18 protein-coding genes are annotated in these 20735 nt (G+C 65.0%); 14 read left to right on the forward strand and 4 right to left on the reverse strand.

Annotated features, from left to right (window positions below; all coding sequences use genetic code 11):
- Positions 1-5: 5 nt before the first annotated feature.
- The 3 genes from ASF18_RS06600 to ASF18_RS06610 form a co-directional block, all read right to left on the reverse strand.
- The gene (locus ASF18_RS06600; protein ID WP_056350331.1) at positions 6-1565 is read right to left on the reverse strand and encodes a formate dehydrogenase beta subunit; all 1560 of its coding nucleotides are present in this window, start codon (positions 1563-1565) and stop codon (positions 6-8) included.
- Entirely contained in the window at positions 1562-2035 is a 474-nt protein-coding gene (locus ASF18_RS06605; RefSeq protein ID WP_056350333.1) for a formate dehydrogenase subunit gamma, read from the reverse strand. Before ASF18_RS06605 ends, ASF18_RS06600 begins: the two co-directional genes overlap by 4 nt.
- 167 nt (positions 2036-2202) lie before the next feature.
- Entirely contained in the window at positions 2203-3111 is a 909-nt protein-coding gene (locus tag ASF18_RS06610; RefSeq protein WP_056217323.1) for a LysR family transcriptional regulator, read from the reverse strand.
- Between the two features lie 314 nt (positions 3112-3425).
- Here ASF18_RS06610 and coxB point away from each other — a divergent pair, with 314 nt between their 5' ends.
- From coxB to ASF18_RS06680, 14 genes are all read left to right on the forward strand, one after another.
- The gene (gene coxB, locus ASF18_RS06615) at positions 3426-4265 is read left to right on the forward strand and encodes a cytochrome c oxidase subunit II (RefSeq protein WP_055954876.1); all 840 of its coding nucleotides are present in this window, start codon (positions 3426-3428) and stop codon (positions 4263-4265) included.
- 89 nt (positions 4266-4354) lie between these two features.
- Positions 4355-5986 carry a cytochrome c oxidase subunit I gene (ctaD, locus tag ASF18_RS06620; protein WP_056350335.1) on the forward strand — a complete coding sequence of 544 codons (1632 nt, stop codon included), beginning with the start codon at positions 4355-4357 and terminating at the stop codon, positions 5984-5986.
- 178 nt (positions 5987-6164) lie between these two features.
- Complete coding sequence (locus tag ASF18_RS06625) at positions 6165-7115, forward strand: heme o synthase (protein ID WP_056217316.1); 951 nt, start codon at positions 6165-6167, stop codon at positions 7113-7115.
- Entirely contained in the window at positions 7112-7285 is a 174-nt protein-coding gene (locus ASF18_RS24245) for a hypothetical protein (RefSeq protein ID WP_056217313.1), read from the forward strand. The genes ASF18_RS06625 and ASF18_RS24245 overlap by 4 nt, the downstream gene beginning before the upstream one ends.
- A 28-nt stretch (positions 7286-7313) precedes the next feature.
- Positions 7314-7928: a cytochrome c oxidase assembly protein gene (locus ASF18_RS06635; protein WP_056350337.1), complete on the forward strand. Its 615-nt coding sequence runs from the start codon at positions 7314-7316 to the stop codon at positions 7926-7928.
- A 137-nt stretch (positions 7929-8065) separates the two neighbouring features.
- Positions 8066-8923 (forward strand): cytochrome c oxidase subunit 3, encoded by an 858-nt coding sequence (locus tag ASF18_RS06640; RefSeq protein WP_056217308.1) that lies wholly within the window; start codon positions 8066-8068, stop codon positions 8921-8923.
- A gap of 131 nt (positions 8924-9054) precedes the next feature.
- The gene (locus tag ASF18_RS06645) at positions 9055-9426 is read left to right on the forward strand and encodes a DUF983 domain-containing protein (protein WP_244472614.1); all 372 of its coding nucleotides are present in this window, start codon (positions 9055-9057) and stop codon (positions 9424-9426) included.
- Positions 9427-9428: 2 nt separating this feature from the next.
- Complete coding sequence (locus tag ASF18_RS06650; protein ID WP_056350339.1) at positions 9429-10187, forward strand: SURF1 family protein; 759 nt, start codon at positions 9429-9431, stop codon at positions 10185-10187.
- 89 nt (positions 10188-10276) lie between these two features.
- Complete coding sequence (locus ASF18_RS06655) at positions 10277-10693, forward strand: DUF4864 domain-containing protein (protein WP_056350341.1); 417 nt, start codon at positions 10277-10279, stop codon at positions 10691-10693.
- Between the two features lie 66 nt (positions 10694-10759).
- Positions 10760-12172, forward strand: coding sequence for a threonine synthase (thrC, locus tag ASF18_RS06660; RefSeq protein WP_056350342.1), 1413 nt, complete (start codon positions 10760-10762; stop codon positions 12170-12172).
- Positions 12173-12178: 6 nt separating this feature from the next.
- A complete protein-coding gene (locus tag ASF18_RS06665; RefSeq protein WP_056350345.1) occupies positions 12179-13474 on the forward strand; it encodes a pitrilysin family protein in 1296 nt (431 codons plus the stop codon).
- 229 nt (positions 13475-13703) lie between these two features.
- Positions 13704-16568: an EAL domain-containing protein gene (locus ASF18_RS06670; protein ID WP_244472615.1), complete on the forward strand. Its 2865-nt coding sequence runs from the start codon at positions 13704-13706 to the stop codon at positions 16566-16568.
- Between the two features lie 130 nt (positions 16569-16698).
- Positions 16699-17052, forward strand: coding sequence for a hypothetical protein (locus ASF18_RS06675; protein ID WP_056217286.1), 354 nt, complete (start codon positions 16699-16701; stop codon positions 17050-17052).
- A 67-nt stretch (positions 17053-17119) separates the two neighbouring features.
- A complete protein-coding gene (locus tag ASF18_RS06680) occupies positions 17120-18064 on the forward strand; it encodes a ferredoxin--NAD(+) reductase (RefSeq protein ID WP_056269596.1) in 945 nt (314 codons plus the stop codon).
- A gap of 133 nt (positions 18065-18197) precedes the next feature.
- Here the strand turns inward: ASF18_RS06680 and ASF18_RS06685 are convergent, their stop codons facing one another.
- Entirely contained in the window at positions 18198-20651 is a 2454-nt protein-coding gene (locus ASF18_RS06685; RefSeq protein ID WP_156649701.1) for a glycogen/starch/alpha-glucan phosphorylase, read from the reverse strand.
- Positions 20652-20735 lie beyond the last annotated feature (84 nt).

Below are 20735 nucleotides of genomic sequence, written 5' to 3' on the forward strand. Positions count from 1 at the left end.
CCTCCTTATTCAGCTGCGACGGACATCGGTCCGCGCTGCTGGAAATCTTCGGGGAAGTGGGTGATGGCGCTCATGACGGGCATCGGCGTCAGACCGCCCATGGCGCACAGCGAACCGTCGGTCATCACGTCGCAGAGGTCGGCGACTACGGCGAGATTTTCGGTCGGCCGGATCCCGGCGATGACCTTGTCCATGGTCTCGACGCCGCGGGTTGCGCCGATGCGACAGGGTGTGCACTTGCCACAGGATTCCACGGCGCAGAACTCGAACGCGAACCGCGCCTGCTTGGCCATGTCGACGGTGTCGTCGAAGACGACGATACCGCCGTGGCCGACGAGACCCTTGTTGGCCGCCATCGCTTCGTAATCGAGTGGCGTGTCGAGGAGGTGGTCGGGGAAGTAGGCGCCCAGAGGGCCACCCACCTGGACAGCGCGAACCGGACGCCCGCTCTGCGTGCCGCCGCCAAAATCCTCGATGATCTCGCGCAATGTGATGCCGAAGCCGTACTCGATCAGTCCGCCGTGCTTGATGTTGCCGGCGAGCTGGATCGCGAGGGTACCGAGCGAGCGACCCATGCCGTACTCGGCATAGGCCTTGGCGCCATGCTGTAGGATGTAGGGCACGGCCGTGAAGGTCATCACGTTGTTGACGAGCGTCGGCTGGCCGAGAAATCCCTTCAGGGCCGGAATCGGCGGCTTGGCGCGCACGATGCCGCGGCGGCCCTCAAGGCTCTCAAGCAGGGACGTTTCCTCGCCGCAGATGTAGGCGCCGGCGCCGAGGCGAACTTCCAGATGAAAGGCCTTGCCGGAGTTCAGTACGTTCTCGCCGAGGACGCCGGCCCTGATGCCGTTGGCGATCGCCTCCTTAAGGGTCGCGAAGGCCTGAGGATACTCGGAGCGCAGGTAAATGTAGCCGCGGGTGGCATCCGTGGCCAGACCCGCGATGGTCATACCCTCGATGAGGTTGAAGGGGTCGCCCTCCATCATCATGCGATCGGCGAAGGTTCCAGAATCCCCCTCATCCGCATTGCAGACCACGTATTTCTGCTCTGCCTGAGCGAGCATCACCGTGTTCCACTTGATCCCGGCAGGGAACCCGGCGCCGCCGCGGCCACGAAGACCGGATTCACGCACTTCCGCGACGATGCCGGCCGCGTCGAGCCTCAAGGCGGCTTCGAGGCCCCGGTAGCCGCCATGCGCTCGGTAATCCTCGACCGAGACCGGATCGACCACGCCGCAGCGTTGAAAGGTGAGCCGATGCTGACGCGCGAGATAGGGGATCTCCTCCGGTCGCCCGAGGCGGAGGGGATGGGCACCGCCCTCGACGAGGCCCGCATCGAGGAGGCTGTCGATGTCGGCGGGTGTCACCGGTCCATAAGCGATACGGCCCCCCGGCGTTGCGACCTCGATCATCGGCTCGAGCCACAGGAGGCCCCGGGACCCGGTGCGGACGATCGTGATGTCGAGGCCACGGCGCTCGGCGCCGGCGAACAGCGCGCGGGCCACGCGATTGGCGCCGAGCCCGAGGGCCACGGCATCGCGCGGAACGGTGATCGTGATGCTCACGATGTCATCTCCGTCAGGGCGGCTTCGAGGGAATCGGCGGTGAGCCGGGCCAGAGGCTCGTCGTCCACGAGGGCTCCGGGACCGTTTGCGCAGAGACCGAGGCAGTAGACAGGCTCGACCGTGACCTGGCCGTCGGCGGTCGTCCCGTGCCAGTCGACCCCGAAACGCGACAGGATCTGGGCGTGCAGCGCGTCCGAGCCCATGGCCTGACAGGCCTCGGCGCGGCAGAGTTTCACCTGGTGGCGCCCCGCCGGCGCGCGACGGAAATCGTGATAGAAGGTGATGCATCCATGCACCTCGGCACGCGACAGGTTCAGCGCGTCGGCGATCAGCGGCACAGCACCTTCGTCGACGTAGCCGAAGGTATTCTGCAGCGCATGGAGGATCGGGAGCGTCGCCCCCTCCAGGTTAATATGTTCGGCGATGATCCTGGCGGCCCGCGGCTCGTTCCAGGGTTCGTTCGGCACCATTATTCCTACCTGGACTGAGATTGTTCTCGTTCCAAGGTGGTATATCGCCAACCCCCGATCAATCGCACTGATCGGTGGATCGACAACGGATTTTTGTCGAAAAGGAATGCTGCGACGCGAAAAGGCATCGCAACCCTGGTCCCTCTTGCCGCGTCGTCAAGCTTTTCTCACAGCGCGTCGATCATTTGGGTAATGGACGAAGCAACGGCCCGCGCTTCCACGATCAGTCCCGCGCAGAGGGGCGTCATCGGTTCGCGTTCCGGCACCACGAGACCGACGACGTGGCTGAGATCCGGATCGATGATCGGCACGGCTCTGACGCGGTCATTCAGACGGAACGTGTCGGCGAGAACCGCCGGCATGATGCTCGCCCATTTGGCTGTGCGAACGTGGGTCAGGAGAACGATCATCGAGTTGGACTCGAGAAGCGGTGCGGATTCCGTTCCCGCGTTGAGAAGCTGCCGGTCGATGATCCGCCGGTTCTGCATATCCGGGGTCAACAGACACAGAGGGAGGCTCGCCACCTCGTCCCACGTCACCGATTCCCGTTCGCCGAACACTCCGTCGATCGCGGTCAGCAGGCGGTAGCGCTCCCGATAGAGCGGCACGGCGGTCAATCGGCCGAGGGGCTCGTTCTCGAGATAGGTGATGCCGGCATCGATCTCGAGATCGGCGATCAGGCGCCCGATTTCCCCGGAGGTCGTCGATTGGACAGAAAAGCGGACGTTCGGGTGGCGCGCCCGGAACGGCGTCGTGAGCGCGGCGACGATCGGAGTCGCCGTGGGGATTGCCGCGAGTCGAAGCGTTCCCGAAAGACCGCGCCGCAGACTCGCAACCTCCTCTCGCATCGCCCGCGCATCCCCGACGATGCGCCGCGCCCATTCGAGAACGCGCTCGCCTTCCGGAGTGAACCCTTGGAAACGCGAGCCCCGTTGCACGAGAAGCACACCGAGCCGTTCTTCCAACTGCTTCACGCCGGCCGAGAGGGTCTGCTGAGAGACGTTGCAGACCTGGGCAGCCCGGCCGAAGTGACGCTCGCGGGCGAGAGCCAGGATGAATTCCAGTCGATCGATCACGCGCGACCCCACAGCCGGCCTCGAAGCCGGGCGACGCTTCCTCACCTGGCATGATGAATACCGGAGGACACGTTACCGAGGCTGCGACATTTCGATAGACGGTGAACAGCCTGAGTCGAGACCTTCGAGCGGTCTGATGCGACGCTGTTGCGGTTGCGCGCCTCCCGCCCTTGTGGTCTGACACGCCAATCGGCCCGACGTGGGTTCTTATCCGCAAACGGCCCGCGATCCGCGAAATGCACTTGCGATTTAGAACAAACCCAGCAAGACGCGCGGCATCGACGATCACAATCACGGGGAGCCACGAGAGGCACATGCGGACGACGCAGGCGCAACACCGGTCATCATGGGGGCTTGCCGCGCTCGGCGCGTTCCTCGTTTCTTCTTCATCGGCTCTCGCGGCCGGCATCGGCCAGCCCGTGCCGTGGCAGATGGACCGTCAGGTCGCCGTCACCGAGAACGCCCGGGATATCCACTCGTTCGAGCACGGCATGCATTGGCTGTCGTTCGGCATCTCGCTGTTCGTGCTCGGCCTGATCCTCTATTGCGTCTTCCGATTTAGCGAGAAGGCGAACCCGACGCCTTCGAAGACCACGCACAACACCATGATCGAGGTGGCCTGGACCATCGTCCCGGTGCTGATCCTGGTCGCCGTCGCGATCCCGTCGTTCCGCCTGCTGCGCACGCAGCTCTCCGATCCCAAGGCCGACGTCCTCGTGAAGGTCATCGGCCATGCGTGGTACTGGTCCTACGAGTACCCAGCTGTGGAAAACGGGGGCGGCTTCACCTTCGATGCCAACCTCGACGAGGACAAGCAGCCCAAGCTGCTTGGCACCGACAACGACATGGTCGTACCGGTGAACAAGATCGTGAAGATCCAGGTCACCGCCGCCGACGTGATGCACTCCTGGGCGATGCCGTCCTTCGGCTTCAAGATCGACGCCGTTCCGGGCCGCCTGAACCAGTTCTGGTTCAAGGCGGAGCGTGAGGGCACCTACCACGGCCAGTGCTCCGAGCTCTGCGGCGCCCGACATGCCTATATGCCGATCACGGTTCAGGTCGTGAGCGAGGAGGCCTACGCCAAGTGGCTCGCCGAGGGTAAGACCAAGTTCGCCCGCATCGACGACCCGTCGAAGTTCGCCGACGCCCGGTAGGGGCGCGGATCCCGGACCCGGGCCCTCGAGCGGCGCCCGGATCCACCCATCGAGATGATCACGAGAAACCTGGACTAAGGTCTGCATCCATGGCGAACGCCGCTGCACATACGGGGCATCACGACGCCCACGACCACCACATGCCCTCCTTCTTCTCCCGCTGGTTCCTGTCGACGAACCATAAGGACATCGGCACCCTCTACCTGTTGTTCGCATTCTGCGCGGGCATCATGGGTGCGTTCCTCTCCTTCGGCATCCGCATGGAGATGGAAGAGCCCGGCCTCCAGTACTTCGCCAATCCCGGCACCTACAACGTGTTCGTGACCGGCCACGGCCTCATCATGGTGTTCTTCATGGTGATGCCCGCCCTGATCGGCGGCTTCGGCAACTGGTTCGTACCCCTCATGATCGGCGCGCCCGACATGGCGTTCCCGCGCATGAACAATGTCTCGTTCTGGCTCACGGTCGCGGGCTTCTTTAGCCTCGTCTGTTCACTGTTCGTGGAAGGCGCCCCCGGCTCCTCCGGCGCCGGCACCGGCTGGACCGTCTACCCGCCCCTGTCGAGCTCCGGCCACCCGGGACCGGCCGTGGATTTCGCGATCTTCGCCCTTCACCTTTCCGGCGCCGGCTCGATCCTTGGCGCGATCAACTTCATCACCACCATCCTGAACATGCGCGCGCCGGGCATGACCCTGCACAAGATGCCACTGTTCGCCTGGTCGATGCTTGTGACCGCGTTCCTCCTGCTCCTGTCGCTGCCGGTGCTCGCCGGTGCGATCACGATGCTCCTTACCGACCGCAACTTCGGCACGACCTTCTTCGACCCGGCCGGCGGCGGCGATCCGGTGCTCTACCAGCACCTGTTCTGGTTCTTCGGTCACCCCGAAGTCTACATCATGATCCTGCCGGCCTTCGGCATCGTCTCACACATCATTTCAACCTTCTCGCGCAAGCCCGTCTTCGGCTACCTTGCCATGGCCTACGCCATGGTCGCCATCGGCGTCGTCGGCTTCGTCGTGTGGGCGCACCACATGTACACCGTCGGCCTGTCGCTTCAGACGCAGTCCTACTTCGTCTTCGCCACAATGGTCATCGCAGTACCCACGGGGGTGAAAATCTTCTCCTGGATCGCGACGATGTGGGGTGGTTCGATCCGCTTCACCGCTGCCATGCACTGGGCGGTCGGCTTCATCTTCCTGTTCACGGTCGGCGGCGTCACCGGCGTCGTCCTCGCGAACTCAGCGGTCGATAAGTACCTGCACGACACCTACTACGTGGTGGCGCACTTCCACTACGTGCTCTCGCTCGGTGCGGTGTTCATCATCTTCGCCGGCGTCTACTACTGGTTCCCGAAGATGACCGGTCACATCATCCCCGAATGGGCCGGCAAGCTGCACTTCTGGCTCGCCTTCATCGGGGCGAACGTCCTGTTCTTCCCGATGCACTTCCTCGGCCTCGCCGGCATGCCGCGCCGCTACGCCGACTACCCGGAGGCTTTCGCGGGCTGGCACAAGGTCTCCACCTGGGGTGGACACATCTTCGCCCTCGGCATGGTGGTGTTCTTCATCGGCGTCGTCCTGGCCTTCCGCTCCAGCCGGCGCGCCGCCGACAATCCGTGGGGTGAGGGTGCGACGACACTGGAGTGGACCCTGTCCTCTCCCCCGCCCTTCCACCAGTTCGAGACCCTGCCTCGGATCATCGACGAGCCGGGCCACCACTGAAGCTGCTTTAAGCTTCGAGGATTGCGAGGACCGCGCGAGCGGTCCTCGCTCTTTCCAGGAGGCCCCGGTCAAGCACTCGGAGTTCGCTCTGCGTGTTTGCCCGAGGCCTCCCGCAAAGGGCGGCGCCGCGCGGCGCGATCCGAAGCCCCACCAGACACGAAAACCGTATCGGGACCCCATGACGAGCCTGTCGAACAGCCTATCCGCTGGCGCCGAGCCGCAAGTTCTGTCGCCGGTCGGCGGCGAGGTGTCGGACTTCTTCGCCCTGCTGAAGCCGCGGGTGATGGTGCTGGTCATCTTCACCGCCCTCGTCGGCATGCTGGTCTCGAACGTCCATATCCAACCGGTCGTCGGCTCCATCTCGCTACTGATGATCGCCGTAGGCGCAGGCGCCTCAGGCTGCCTGAACATGTGGTGGGATGCCGACATCGACGCCGTGATGACCCGGACCGCCAAACGTCCGATCCCGGATGGTCGTATCCGCCCGGATGAGGCGCTGGCCTTCGGCATCGTCCTGTCGGTGGGCTCGGTGCTCGTCCTTGGCCTTGCCTCCAACTGGCTGGCCGCCGGACTCCTCGCCTTCACGATCGTCTTCTACGCCGTCGTCTATTCGATGTGGCTCAAGCGCGCGACGCCGCAGAACATCGTCATCGGCGGCGCCGCTGGCGCCCTCCCCCCGATGGTCGGCCAGGCGGCCGTCACCGGAACCGTCGGCGTCGAGTCGTTGGTGTTGTTCATGATCATCTTCATCTGGACGCCCCCGCATTTCTGGGCCCTGGCCCTCATCAAGTCCGCCGACTATGCCAAGGCGGGCATCCCGATGATGCCGAACGTTGCCGGGCCGGATTCAACTCGTCGCCAGATCATCGCCTACTCGATCCTGCTTTTCCCCCTGGGCCTCGCGCCCGTCGCCCTTGGTTTCGGTGGGTGGCTCTACGCGGTCACTGCGTTGCTGGGCGGTCTCGGGATGCTGGCCTTCAGCGTCCACGTGTTTCGCAATCGTGAGGGCGAGCCGGAGCGCAAGGCGGCGATGGGCATGTTCGGGTTCTCGATTCTGCACCTCTTCCTGATGTTTGCGGCCTTGCTCGCCGAGCAGAGCCTCGGCCTTTTCCGCGCGGTGAACCTGTGAGCGATCGCCCCGGCCCACCGGGGACGCCCCGCCCGCTGACGCCCGAGGAGTCGCAGCGCCGGCGCAAGCGCTCCATCGCCATCGCGGCCGTCCTGTTCGCCCTGGTGACCATCTTTTACGTGCTCACGATCGCGAAGCTCGGGCCGCAGGTCCTCAACCGTCCGATCTGATCGCGCCGGACAACGGAGTACGCTTCTGATGGCCGACCCCAGACATGCGCCACCGCGTGGAACCGGCCGCAAGGCCGGCGTGACGGCCTTGGCCTGCGCAGGCCTCGCCTTCGGGATGATCGGCCTCGCCTTCGCGTCGGTGCCGCTCTACGACATGTTCTGCAAAGCGACCGGCTATGACGGGACGCCGCGTACGGGCCGAGCCCCGACCGCTGCGGCGATCGACGACAGCATGGTGGTCCACTTCGACACCAATGTGTCGTCGACCCTGCCCTGGCGCTTCCAGGCCGAGTCGCCGAAGGTTGAGGCCCAGCTTGGCGAGACCAAGACCGTCTTTTTCCGCGTGAAGAACACCGGCAGCACGCCTTCCACCGGCATAGCGACCTTCAACGTTCAGCCGGGTCTGATGGGCAGCTTCTTCGTCAAGGTGCAGTGCTTCTGCTTCAACGAGCAGACCCTTCAGCCAGGCGAGACGATGGATTTCCCGGTGGTGTTCTACATCGACCCCGAGGTCCGCAAAGACTCGAACACCGCACATCTGTCGGAGATGACGCTCTCCTATACCTACTTCGCTTCGAAGAACGGGCAGCCCACGGCCGCGCTTGCGACAACGGGCGGCACGGGGACGAAGTCGAATTTTTGACGGCGCAAGCGTGACAACAGCGCGCGACCCTGGGTAAGGGTTTGCCACAACAATCCGGGGCAACCCGGTCAGGACGATGCATTCAGTGGATCGAGGGCCGGTGACGGTCCGGAGGTCGGGGGTAGGAGAAGAGTTCAATGGCCGAGGCGCACGCCAAAAATCACGACTTCCACATTCTGGCCCCGAGTCCCTGGCCGCTGATCGGCGCGTTCTCGGGCTTCCTGATGGCGTTCGGCGCCGTGTTCTGGATGAAGAGCCTTCAGATTGGCACCCTGACCCCGGGCCCCTACATCTTCGGCGCAGGAACGCTCGGCGTTCTCTACACCATGTTTGCCTGGTGGAAGGACGTCGTGCACGAGGCCAACACGGGCGATCACACCCGTGTCGTGCAGCTGCACCACCGCTACGGTATGATCATGTTCATCGCCTCCGAGGTGATGTTCTTCGTCGCGTGGTTCTGGGCCTATTTCGAAGCGGCGCTCTATACCGCCGATCCGATCCAGGCCTCGCGCGTCGACTTCACGGGCGGCACCTGGCCGCCGAAGGGCATCGAGGCGTTCGACCCGTGGCATCTGCCCCTTCTCAATACCCTGATCCTGCTCACCTCCGGTACGACGATCACCTGGGCGCACCACGCATTGCTGCATGATGATCGGAAGGGCCTGAAGTACGGTCTCTGGCTGACGATCATCCTGGGCGTTCTGTTCTCCGCTTGCCAAGCCTACGAGTACGCGCACGCCCATTTCGGCTTCTCTGGCAGCATTTACTCGTCAACCTTCTTCATGGCGACGGGCTTCCACGGCTTCCACGTCATCATCGGCACGATCTTCCTCGCGATCTGCCTCTACCGCGCCTATCTCGGTCAGTTCACCACCCGACAGCATCTCGGCTTCGAATTCGCTGCCTGGTACTGGCACTTCGTCGACGTCGTCTGGCTGTTCCTGTTCGCCTCGATCTACGTCTGGGGCGCCGGCGTCGGTCACGCGGCTCATTGAGCCCGGCTTGCACCGCATGCCAGTGTTGAAGAGGGCGGCGCGAGCCGCCCTTTTTCACGCTCGTGCCTGAAGCGCGCACCTTCCATGCCCATATGGATTGATACGGCGCAGCGCCGTACGAGGAGTTCTCCATCTTGGACGCATCGCGGCCGAAGCCTTCCCCCGTCTCCGCCGGCTTGCGCGGCCGTTGTCCCCGTTGTGGCGAGGGGCATATGTTCGACGGATTCCTCACATTCCGCCCCTCCTGCGAGGTCTGCGACCTTGACTACGGCAGTTTCAATTCCGGAGATGGCCCTGCTTTCTTCGTCATGTCGATCGTCGGCATCATCGTCGTCGGGCTGGCTCTCTGGATGGAGATCACCTACGAGCCGCCGATCTGGGTTCACGCCCTGGTGGCCGGCACCCTGTCGATCGGCCTCAGCCTTCTCCTGGTGCGGCCGCTGAAGGGCGTCCTCGCGGCCCTGCAATTCACCAACAAGGCCGAGCAAGGACGCTTCCGTTAACCATGGCTTCGCCCCTCCGTCCCGGCGCTTGGCGCAGCATTTTGATGCCCAGCCTCGTTTCATTGATCTGCCTCGCGATTCTTCTCGGCCTCGGAGTCTGGCAGCTCGCGCGCAAGGGCGAGAAGGAAGCCCTAATCACGCGCATCCTGGCGCGATCGAAGGTCGAGCCGCCAACCGCGCTTCCATTGCCGCAGGATTGGGATCCAGCCCGGGACGAGTTCCGGCGTGTCCGCATCACCGGCCGGTTTCGGCACGAAGCCGAGACGCTGGTCCACGGTCTCGCCGCGGGCGACGTTCCGGGGCGAGCCCTTCAGGGCTATTACCTCCTGACGCCCTTCCTGCTCGAGGATGGTGGCACCATCCTTATCAACCGCGGCTTCGTGCCCACCGAGTTGAAGGCGCCCGCAAACCGCGCGGCCGGGCAGGTCGAGGGCGCCACCACCGTCACCGGCATACTCCGGGGGTCCGAACCACGAACGATGTTCGTGCCAGCGCCGGACCCCGCACGGAACGAATGGTTTAACCGCGACATCGCCGGCATCAGCGCTTCACGCGGCCTCCCCGATCCCCGGCCCTACCTCGTCGAGGCGGATGCGACGCCGAACCCGGGCGGCTGGCCGAAGGGAGGTCAGCTCCGGGTCGATCTGCCGAACAACCACTTGCAATACGCCTTCACGTGGTTCGGGATCGCGGCGTGCCTCGTCGGCGTGTTCGGGGTCTTCGCTTGGCGCCGGCTCCACGAGGATCAGCCCCCCGCGTAATTGGGACGCGTGCGGCCGAAAACTTGCTTCGACCGCTCATGTGTTCCAGCTTATCTTCGGACGAACGGTTACGTTACGGAGTGGGCCCCATGCGCACCATCCTCCTGATCCTGATAACGGTGTGGATCCCTTCGACAGCCTTCGCGGTGGACGCAGCCGCCCGGGATGCCGCGAAGGCCACGGTGGAACGCCAGATCGAAGCATTCCGTCGAGACGATGCGGCTACGGCCTACGCTCAGGCCGCGCCCGCGATCCAGGGGCTCTTTCCCTCTCCCGAGACCTTCATCGCAATGGTCCGACAGGGCTACGGCGCCGTCTACCGAAATCGGCGCTACAGCGTGGATCGCATCGAGGATGCCGGAGACGACGGCGTGGCCCTCGGGGTTACCTTGCAGGATGAGGACGGGGCCGATTGGGCTGCTCTCTACAGCCTGGAGAAGCAGCCGGACGGCGCTTGGCGGATCACGGGATGCCGCCTGACGAGGGCCCCGGGCAGCAACGCCTGACGATGTCCAAGACTTTCGACACGCCCGCCGACATCGTGTAGACGGAGCGCCTTCCCGGAGGCCCCCTTGCTTCACGTCTCGACCCGCGGCGCCGCGGCGCCCCTCAGCTTTTCCGACGCCCTTCTCGCCGGCCTTGCGCGCGACGGCGGGCTCTACGTGCCCGAAAATTGGCCGCAGATCACCAGACCGGCGATCGCCGGTCTGGCAGGTCTGCGCTATGCCGATGCCGCCAAGACCGTTCTACGCCCCCTTATCGACGGGGAGATCGCGGACGTGGACCTCGATCGCATGATCGAGGAGGCCTACGCCACCTTCCGGCACCCGGCGGTCTGCCCCCTTACCCAGCTCGACGACAACCTGTTCCTGCTGGAACTCTTCCACGGCCCGACGCTCGCGTTCAAGGACGTGGCGATGCAACTCCTTGGGCGCCTGATGGACCATGTCCTGCGCGCCCGCGATGCAAGGGCTACCATCGTGGGCGCGACGTCGGGCGATACCGGCAGCGCCGCGGTGGAGGCCTTTCGCGGTCTCGATCAGGTCGACATCTTCATCCTGTTCCCAGAAGGGCGCGTGTCCGAAGTCCAGCGCCGGCAGATGACGTCGGTGGGGGCACACAACGTTCACGCCATCGCCATCGACGGCAACTTCGACGATTGTCAGAACATCGTCAAAGCCCTGTTTCAGCACGCTGATTTCGCCGACGACGTTCGGCTCTCGGGCGTCAATTCGATCAATTGGGCCCGGGTCGCCGCGCAGGCGGTCTACTACTTCACCTCGGCCGTGGCCCTGGGCGCCCCCCACCGGCCGATCTCCTTCGCAGTGCCAACCGGAAATTTCGGAGACATTCTCGCCGGCTGGGTCGCCAAGCGCATGGGACTGCCGATCGAGCGCCTGATGATCGGAACCAATGCCAACGACATCCTGGCCCGGACACTCGAGCATGGTGCTTACGAGGTCCGCGGCGTGCAGCCGACCACCACGCCCTCGATGGACATCCAGATCTCGTCGAACTTCGAGCGCCTGCTGTTCGAAGCTCTGGGGCGCGATTCCACGAGCCTCGGCCGGCTGATGGCCGGGCTGAAGCAGTCGGGCGGCTTTCACCTCGATCCGTCGGTTCTGAAGACCGTGCGCAGCGAGTTCGACGCCACCGCCGTCGCCGAGCCGGAAGTCATGGCTGAGATCGCCCGCACCCATGCGGAGACCGGACACGTCATCGATCCCCACAGCGCCATCGGTGTGCATGCGGCACGCAAGCTCTTGCGCCAGGATCCGCGCACGCCGGTCGTCGCGCTCGCCACCGCGCACGCCGCCAAGTTCCCCGACGCCGTCGCGAAGGCGATCGGCGGGCGGCGTCCTGAGCTTCCGCCGCACCTCGCCGACTTGATGGACCGTAAGGAGACCTTCTCGCGCGTTGCCAACGATCAGGCGGCGGTCGAGACCTTCATCCGCGAGCGCGCCCGCATCACCAAGGGAGCGTAACGGCTCATGAACCAGCATTTCGCCACGCACGGTGCATCGCCCGATCTCAAGATCACCAAGCTCGACAATGGGGTCACCGTCGTCACCGAGGCGATGCCGGGCGTCGCGACGGCGACGCTCGGCGTCTGGGTCGGTGCCGGCTCGCGTCATGAGCGCACCGACGAGGGCGGTCTAAGCCACCTCATCGAACATATGGCTTTCAAGGGCACCAAGACCCGGTCCGCTCGCCGCATCGCCGAGGATATCGAGAATGTGGGCGGCGACATCAACGCCGCGACGAGTGCCGAGGGAACGAGTTACACCGCACGCGTGCTTGGCGAGGATGCGAGCGTCGCCCTCGACGTGATCGGAGACATCCTCACGGGTTCGGTCTTCGATGCCGGCGAGCTTGCCCGCGAGAAGAGCGTGATCTTGCAGGAATATGCGGCGATCGAGGATACGCCAGACGACGTCGTCTACGAGGCCTTCACCGAGGCGGCATTTCCGAACCAGCCAATGGGCCGTCCGATCATCGGCACGCCCGAGACGATCAACAGCTTCGACCGAGACGCGATCGAAGCCTACATCGCCCGGGAATACACGCCCGATCGCATCGTCCTGGCTGCGGCGGGCGCCATCGGACATGACCAGATCGTCGAATCGGCATCGCGCTATTTCGGCGACTTGAAGCCGATGCAGGCGCCCGAGACGGTGCCGGGGATCTATGGCGGCGGCGAGAAGCGGCTGCCGAAGAAACTCGAGCAGGCCAACGTCGTCCTCGGCCTGCCGGGCCTGTCGTTTCGCGACGACGATTACTACGCGCTCCACATCTTCGCGCAGGTGCTGGGCGGCGGCCTGACCTCGCGGCTGTGGCACGAGGTGCGCGAGACGCGTGGCCTTGCCTACGAAATCCAGTCCTTCCATTGGGCATTCTACGATTGCGGCCTGTTCGGCATTGGTGCCGGCACATCCGGGGGTGACCTCGCCGAGCTGATGGACGTGACGCTGGACGCAACGATCCGCGCTGCGGCGGATGCCGACACGATCGAAGTCGCTCGGGCAAAGGCGCAGCTCAAGGTCGCGCTGCTCTCCGCCCTGGAGACGCCCGGCGGCCGGATCGAGCGCAATGCCCGACAGATCCTGGCCTGGGGCCGCGTCATCCCAGCCAGCGAGGTGATCGCCAAGGTGGATGCGGTGACGGTCGACGACGTCCGCCAGGCTGGTCGGCGCCTGCTGAAGGGCGCTCCGACCCTGGCCGCCATCGGTCCGATCAAGAAGCTTCCGACCCTCGATCGCATCGCGGCGGCGCTGCAGGCGGCATGAGCTTGGCCGACGCGGCTTGTTTTGGCCGCAAAGGCAGGCGATCGAAATTCATCGGCGCCACGGTTCACAAACGGTGAACGCCGTCGCGCAAGGCGACCGTTCGCCTTGCTCGTCGAGGCCCCCACCGATACGACTGGATGCACAGCTGAGCCGTCTCCCGTCGCCTGTTTCCATCGATCATGCCTCGCCCGGCCGGAACACTCGCCCGTTGCGTAGATTCGCCCCCGTCCTGGCCGCCCTCGCTGCGGCACTGCTCAGTGCCCTGATCGTCGGAGGACCGGCGCAGGCCGTTGAGGCGGTCCGCGTCACCCTCGACGCGCCCGTCATCGATCTCACGCCGATGATCGAACGTTATCGCTCCGATGGCGACCTGATCCAGATCTCCACCGCCCCGGGGAAGGACGGGATCGTCCGCCGCATCGTGGTGAAGGCCCGTGAGACCGGCGCCCGTCCCGACTGGATGGTGTTCGCCCTCACCAACGACACCGACGAGCAGGTGGACCGGGTCCTCGTCGCCCCGCATTTCCGCCTCGTGGGCTCGGGTGTTGTCTGGCCGGATCTCGGAGGCTCGCGCATCGCCGCCATCACGGCGAGCCAGGGTATTCGACCGGAGCGCGACGAGAACCCGGAAGCCGATCAGTTCGTCATCACCCTCGATCCCGGGGCGACCGTAACCTATGTGGCCGAGTTGCGAGGGCCGAACATCCCGCAAGTGTACCTCTGGGATCAGGAAGCTTACCGCAAGAAGGCCAACGGCCTGACCCTGTACAAGGGTATCATCATCGGCATTGCGGGTCTCCTCGCCCTGTTCCTGACGATCATCTTCGTCGTGAAGGGCGCGATCATCTTTCCCGCCGCCGCGTCCCTGGCTTGGGCCGTGCTGGCCTATGCCTCAATTGATTTCGGCTTCCTGCAGCGTGTGTTTCCCATCACCGAAGTTGCCGAGCGTGTCTATCGCGCCTCGACGGAGGCGGTTCTCGGCGCGACGCTCCTGGTCTTCCTGTTTGCCTATCTCAACCTCAGCCGGTGGCACGTGCGCTACAGCCACGTGGCGATCATCTGGCTCCTGTTCCTGGCGTGCCTGGTGGGCCTCGCGGTGTTCGATCCGCCCGTGGCGGCCGGCGTCGCCCGCATCTCTATCGCGGCGGTGGCCGGCGTCGGCCTGCTGCTGATCGTCTATCTCGCGGCGCATAACGGATATGACCGCGCCATCCTGCTGGTGCCCACCTGGTGCCTACTTCTCGTCTGGGTGGTGGCTGCCGGGTTCGCGATCACGGGGCAGATCAGCAGCGATCTGGTGCAGCCCGCCCTCATCGGCGGGCTCGTGCTGATCGTCATGCTGATCGGTTTTACCGTGATGCAGCACGCCTTCGCGGGCGGTGGCCTGACCCATGCTCTCGTCTCCGACACAGAGCGGCGCGCATTGGCCCTCACGGGCGCAGGGGACGTGGTATTCGACTGGGACGTACCGGGTGACCGGGTCTTCGCCGGTCAGGAGATCGAGGGACAGCTCGGTCTGAAACGCGGTGCCCTCGAAGGCCCAGCGGCCAACTGGCTCAACCTGGTCCACCCCTTCGACGTCGAGCGCTACTCGGCGGCCCTCGACACGGTCATCGAGGAGCGCCGTGGCCGCATCGTGCACGATTTTCGCCTGCGCTCCACTGCCGGCCCGTACTATTGGTATCGCCTGAAGGCGCGACCTGTGATCGGTTCCGACGGAGAGGTGATCCGGATCGTCGGCACGATCAGCGATGTCACTGAGGTGAAGACGGCGGAGGAACGCCTCCTTCACGATGCAGTGCATGACAGTCTGACAGGCCTGCCGAACCGCGAACTCTTCTACGACCGCCTCGATGCAGGACTGGCGTTCGCCAGCCAGGATCCCCGACTTCGGCCGACGACGATCGTCCTCGACATCGACCGGTTCAAGGCCATCAACGACGCCATCGGTCTGTCGGCCGGTGACTCGATCCTGCTGACGCTGTCGCGCAGGCTCGGACGCCTCCTCCGACCGCAGGATACCCTGGCACGCGTGGCCGGCGATGAGTTCGCCCTGATCCTGATCTCGGAGCGGGAGCCGGATCGCATCCTCGCCTTCGCGGAAATGATCCGCAAAGCGATCGCGACGCCGATCACCTATGCGGATCGCGAAATCTTCCTGACGGTCTCTGTTGGTCTTGCCCTCTACGAGGGTGGGGCGAACCTGAAACGGGAAGAGGTGTTCAAGAACGCCGAAATGGCGATGATCCAGGCCAAGCGCGGCGGTGGGGATCGCACGGAGGTGTTCCGTGCCACCATGCGCAACGAGCGTGGCGACCGCATGATGCTGGAGGCTGATCTGCGCCGGGCGCTGGATCGCAACGAGATGAAGGTGTTGTTCCAGCCGATCGTCCGCCTGGAGGACCGCACCGTCGCCGGCTTCGAGACCCTCCTGCGCTGGGACCATCCGAAGCTCGGCCGTATCGGTCCCGCGACCTTCCTGCCGATCGCGGAAGAGAGCGGCTTCATCGTCAATTTGGGTATCTTTGCCCTGGAGCGGACCGCCCTCGAGCTGGCGGCCTGGCAGCGCTCCCTCGACGTGGAACCGCCGATCTTCGCTTCCGTCAACATCTCCTCGCGGCAGCTCCTGCGCCACGATCTCCTGCATGACGTAAAGACGATCCTGGCCCGATCCGGCGTCATCCCCGGCTCACTGAAGCTGGAGATGACCGAGAGCCTGGTCATGGAGAATCCGGAATACGCAGCGCAGATGCTTCACCGCATCCACGACCTTGGCGCGGGCCTGTCCCTGGACAATTTCGGGACCGGCTACTCGGCCCTCTCCTACCTTCAGCGCTTCCCCTTCGACACGATCAAGATCGATCAGTCCTTCGTACGCCAGATCGCGACGGGCCAGACCGCCATTCTGCGATCGATCGTCAAGATGGCTCAGGAACTCGGACTGTCGATCATCGCCGAAGGCGCCGAGTCGGAAGTCGACACCCAAATTCTGTTCGAATTGGGCTGTGAATATGCTCAGGGTTTCGCCTTCGGCGAACCGATGTCGATGCTTCAAGCTCGGCAGTTGCTTGGTGCGGCGCCTGAAGCTGCCTGAGTGAAATCAGGCAGATGCGGGCAAACCAACGCATCGGGTTAAACCTCCCTTAACCATGATCCGCCATCCTCAGCTTCGAGTTGATGTGCGGGCGGCAAGGTGCGACGCGCCGGCCGAGGGAGATGGGGTCATGGCGCAGGCTGCGTTGCGAATCGTGGACGACGAGATCGACACCGGCCTCGTCCGACGCTTGATGGCGCGCCCACTTCGCGCGGTGCCCGACGTCGCGGCACCCCCCGAGGCCCCGGCTTCCGCACCGGTCGCGATCGCGACGACGGTTACGGCCGCGGCAGGTGAGGTATCGCGGCTCAAGGCCGAGGTCATGGTTATGAAAGCCGTGCTTGGGGCCGAGCGTCGCGAGGCCGAACGGCTCCGCGCCTGCATCAGCCGGATCGACGGCGCCGAGCCGCTGTCACCCGAGGCACAGGCGGTCCGTGACCGTTGGGCCGCCCTTGTCGATCACCTGCTCAACGAACCGCGCTGAGGCGAGGGTTCGCCCGGCGAGCCTTATGCGACGCGCCCACCCCATTCCCCGCACCTGAAGGACGACCATGAGCGCCCGCTGCTCGCTCGTCGTCAACGGCAAGTCCGTGCGCGTTTCCACCGGCGACACCCCGCTGGAAGCCGCTCTCGCCGATGGGATGATCGCTGCCACCCCCGGAGCCGGTGGCCAGGGCATCGGCCCTGCCCCACGTCGGGCTCAAACTCGCGCGCATCGCGGTGAGGCCATCAAGCTCTCACTACCTCGCGCGGCTGCCATCGAGCCGCCCGCTCGCCTCGTGCTGCCGAGCCGGCCTACCGCCGTACAAAAGCGGACCGGTACGGTCACCGAGATCACCGCCCTCGGTTCACATACCTTTCAGGTCGTCGTCACGATCACCCGTCGGCTCGCCCTGGAGCCGGGTCACGGGGTCGACGTCACCTTCGAGAATTTCGCGCCCGTCACCTTGAGCCCAACCCTGCGCGTCGACGGATCGGCCGAGCTCAACGAACTGGTGTTCCATCTGCGGCAGGATCGCGACGGATTCGGTCTTGGGCACGAATTGGTAGACGCTCTCGCTTGCGACCACCCGGTGAAGGTGAAAGGCCCTGTCGGCCGCGGCTACTACCGCGCCGGGGGCGGACGCCTCGTTCTTGTTGCGTCAGAGACCGGCTTCGCACCAATCTGGTCCATCGCCCATGCAGCGCGCTACATCGAACCGGCCCGCGAAATCATCCTGGTGGTGGGTGCGCGCAATCCCCTTGATCTCTACATGCGACCGGCCCTGGATTGGCTGCGCGCGACCGGCGTGACCCGAATCGTCACAGTATCGGATCGTGCCCGCCAGCGCCCGCCCGAAGTTCGTCCCGGTCCACTCACCGCTCACCTGCCGTCGCTGCGCAGCACAGATGTGGTTCACGTTGCCGGGGACGCCTCGACGGTCGGGGCCGTCGAGGTGCTCGCTGCGACGACCGGTGCCCGGTGCCATCCGATCCTGATCGACGCCGGCATCTGACCCGGTATTTGTCCAGGCTGAGGCGATCGAACGAAATGAGCTGCATCCCCCGGGAATGCAGCTCATTTGTTTTTCAAGATTGCGGCCGTGACCTGCCCGGTTCCCATCTTGAGAACCGGGCAGACTGGGCGGATCAGCCGAGCCGAACCCGCCAGATTTCCTCGGCATATTCCCGCATGGAACGATCGGAGGAGAACCACGCCATCCGGGCGGTGTTGAGGATGGCCGTCCGCCACCAGGTCTTCGGATCACTCCAAGCCCGATCCACCGAGCGCTGCACGCGCCAGTAATCGTCGAAGTCGACGGTGAGAAGATAACGGTCGTTGTGGCGCAGGTCGTCGACGATCGGTCGGAAGCGGTCCGGCTCCTCGGGCGAAAAGCCTCCAGCCTCGATGAGGTCGAGAGCGGCTTTCAGGCGGGGCGAAGCGCCGATGGCGACCTCGGCGTAGTTCGGCTCGGCCATCCGCGCCTGCACTCCGGCCGCATCCAGGCCGAAGATGAAGATGTTGTCCGCGCCGACATGGTCACGGATCTCAATATTGGCACCATCAAGAGTGCCGATGGTCAGCGCGCCGTTGAGGGCGAGCTTCATGTTCCCGGTGCCGGAGGCCTCCATGCCGGCTGTGGAGATCTGCTCGGAGAGGTCAGCGGCGGGGATGATCGCCTCCGCCAAGCTGACCGAGTAGTTCGGCAGGAAGACCACCTTCAGGCGGCCCGCCACGTCCGGATCGGCGTTGACCACCTTGGCGACGTCGCAGGCGAGTTTGATGATGAGCTTGGCCTGGACGTAGCTTGGCGCCGCCTTGCCGCCAAAAATCTTCACGCGTGGCGTCCAAGCGGCCTTCGGATCAGCCTTGATTGCCTGATACAGGGCAACGGTCTCGATCACGTTGAGGAGCTGGCGTTTGTATTCGTGAATGCGCTTGATCTGGACGTCGAACAGGGCAGACGGATCGACCGTGATACCGGTGCGATCGGCCACCACCTGCGCGAGAGCCGCCTTCCGCGCACGGCGCATGGCCGCGTAGCGGGACTGGAAGTTCGCGTCGGACGCGACGTCGGCCAAGCCGGCGAGCCGTTCCGGCGTATCGAGCACTTCCGGTCCGACCGCCTCGACGGCAAGGGCGGTGAGCTCCGGATTGGCGTTGTGGAGCCAGCGCCGGAAGGTGATGCCATTGGTCTTGTTCACGATCTTGTCGGTGTCGAGGGCGTGGAGCTCCTTGAACACCGTCGAGCGCATCAGATCGGTATGCAGGGCGGAAACGCCGTTGACCCTGCGCGCCCCCAGGAAAGCGAGATGGCCCATGCGGACCCGCTTGCCGTGGGTCTCGTCGATGAGCGACACGGCGGCGAGCTTCTCGGCGGAACCCCGGCCCTGCTTGCCCTGCTCTTCGAGGTGCATCCAGTTGATCAGGTAGATGATCTGCATGTGCCGCGGCAGCACGCGCTCCATCAGCTCGACCGGCCAGGTCTCCAGCGCCTCCGGCAGGAGCGTATGGTTCGTGTAGCCGAGGGTATGCGTGGTGACGTGCCAGGCATCCTCCCAGTTGAACCCGTGATCCTCGAGGAGAAGGCGCATGAGTTCCGGCACGGCGATAGCGGGATGCGTATCGTTGAGCTGGATCGCGGCATGGTCGGGCAGCGAGCGCAGATCGCCGCGCTCGGCCGCATGCCGGCGCACCAGATCCTGCAGCGACGCCGAGGTGAAGAAGTATTCCTGCCTAAGGCGCAGCTCCTGGCCCTCGGCGGACGAGTCGCTCGGGTAGAGTACGCGGGAGATCGCCTCGGCACGGGCACGCCCCGCGACGGCGCCCACATGATCGCCGCCATTGAACCGGGCCAGATCGACAGGCACCTGGGCCTCGGCCTTCCAGAGGCGCAGCGTATTCACATGGCGTCCCCGCCAACCGACCACCGGCACGTCATGGGCCACCGCCCGAACCGTTTCGGCCGGATGCCAATGGCGGCGGATCACGCCGTCAGAGACCGCCGACATCGTGACATGGCCACCGAAGCCGATGGTGTAGGTCGCGTCGGGCCGCGGAAATTCCCACGGGTTACCCTCCGCGAGCCAGGTCTCCGGGGCTTCCTTTTGCCAACCGTCCTCCAGGAACTGCCGAAAGAGGCCGTGATCGTAGCGAATGCCATAGCCGATAGCGGGAATCGATAGGCTCGCCATGCTTTCCATAAAGCAGGCGGCGAGGCGCCCGAGGCCGCCATTGCCCAGCGCAGCATCCGGCTCCGCCGCTTCCACGTCGCCGAGCTGCACGCCAAGTTCGCGCAGGGCCGCGCGGGTGGTCTCGACAAGGCCGAGATTGTTCATGGCATCGGAGAGGAGACGACCGATGAGGAACTCCAGGGACAGGTAATAGACCCGCTTGTTCGGGATCGACCCGTCGGCATCGTGGCAAGCATCGACGACCCGGTCGCGCAGGGCGAGTGCCGTCGCGGCGAACCAGTCGCGCTCACGTGCGGTCGAAGGCGTTTTTCCAATGGCGTAGACCAGCTTGGCCAGGATGGCCTCCCGCAGGTCCGCCACCGCATCGCCGGATGCCTTGCGCACCGGTCGGGTGCGTTCTTGCGCCATCGGCGAAGGCGATCGCTGAGCCACGTCCGAGGCCTCCGAGGAAACGGTGGCGTCCGAATTGTCTCGTCCGATGAGTTTGTCTTT

Source organism: Methylobacterium sp. Leaf89, assembly GCF_001422215.1.
GTDB lineage: Bacteria > Pseudomonadota > Alphaproteobacteria > Rhizobiales > Beijerinckiaceae > Methylobacterium.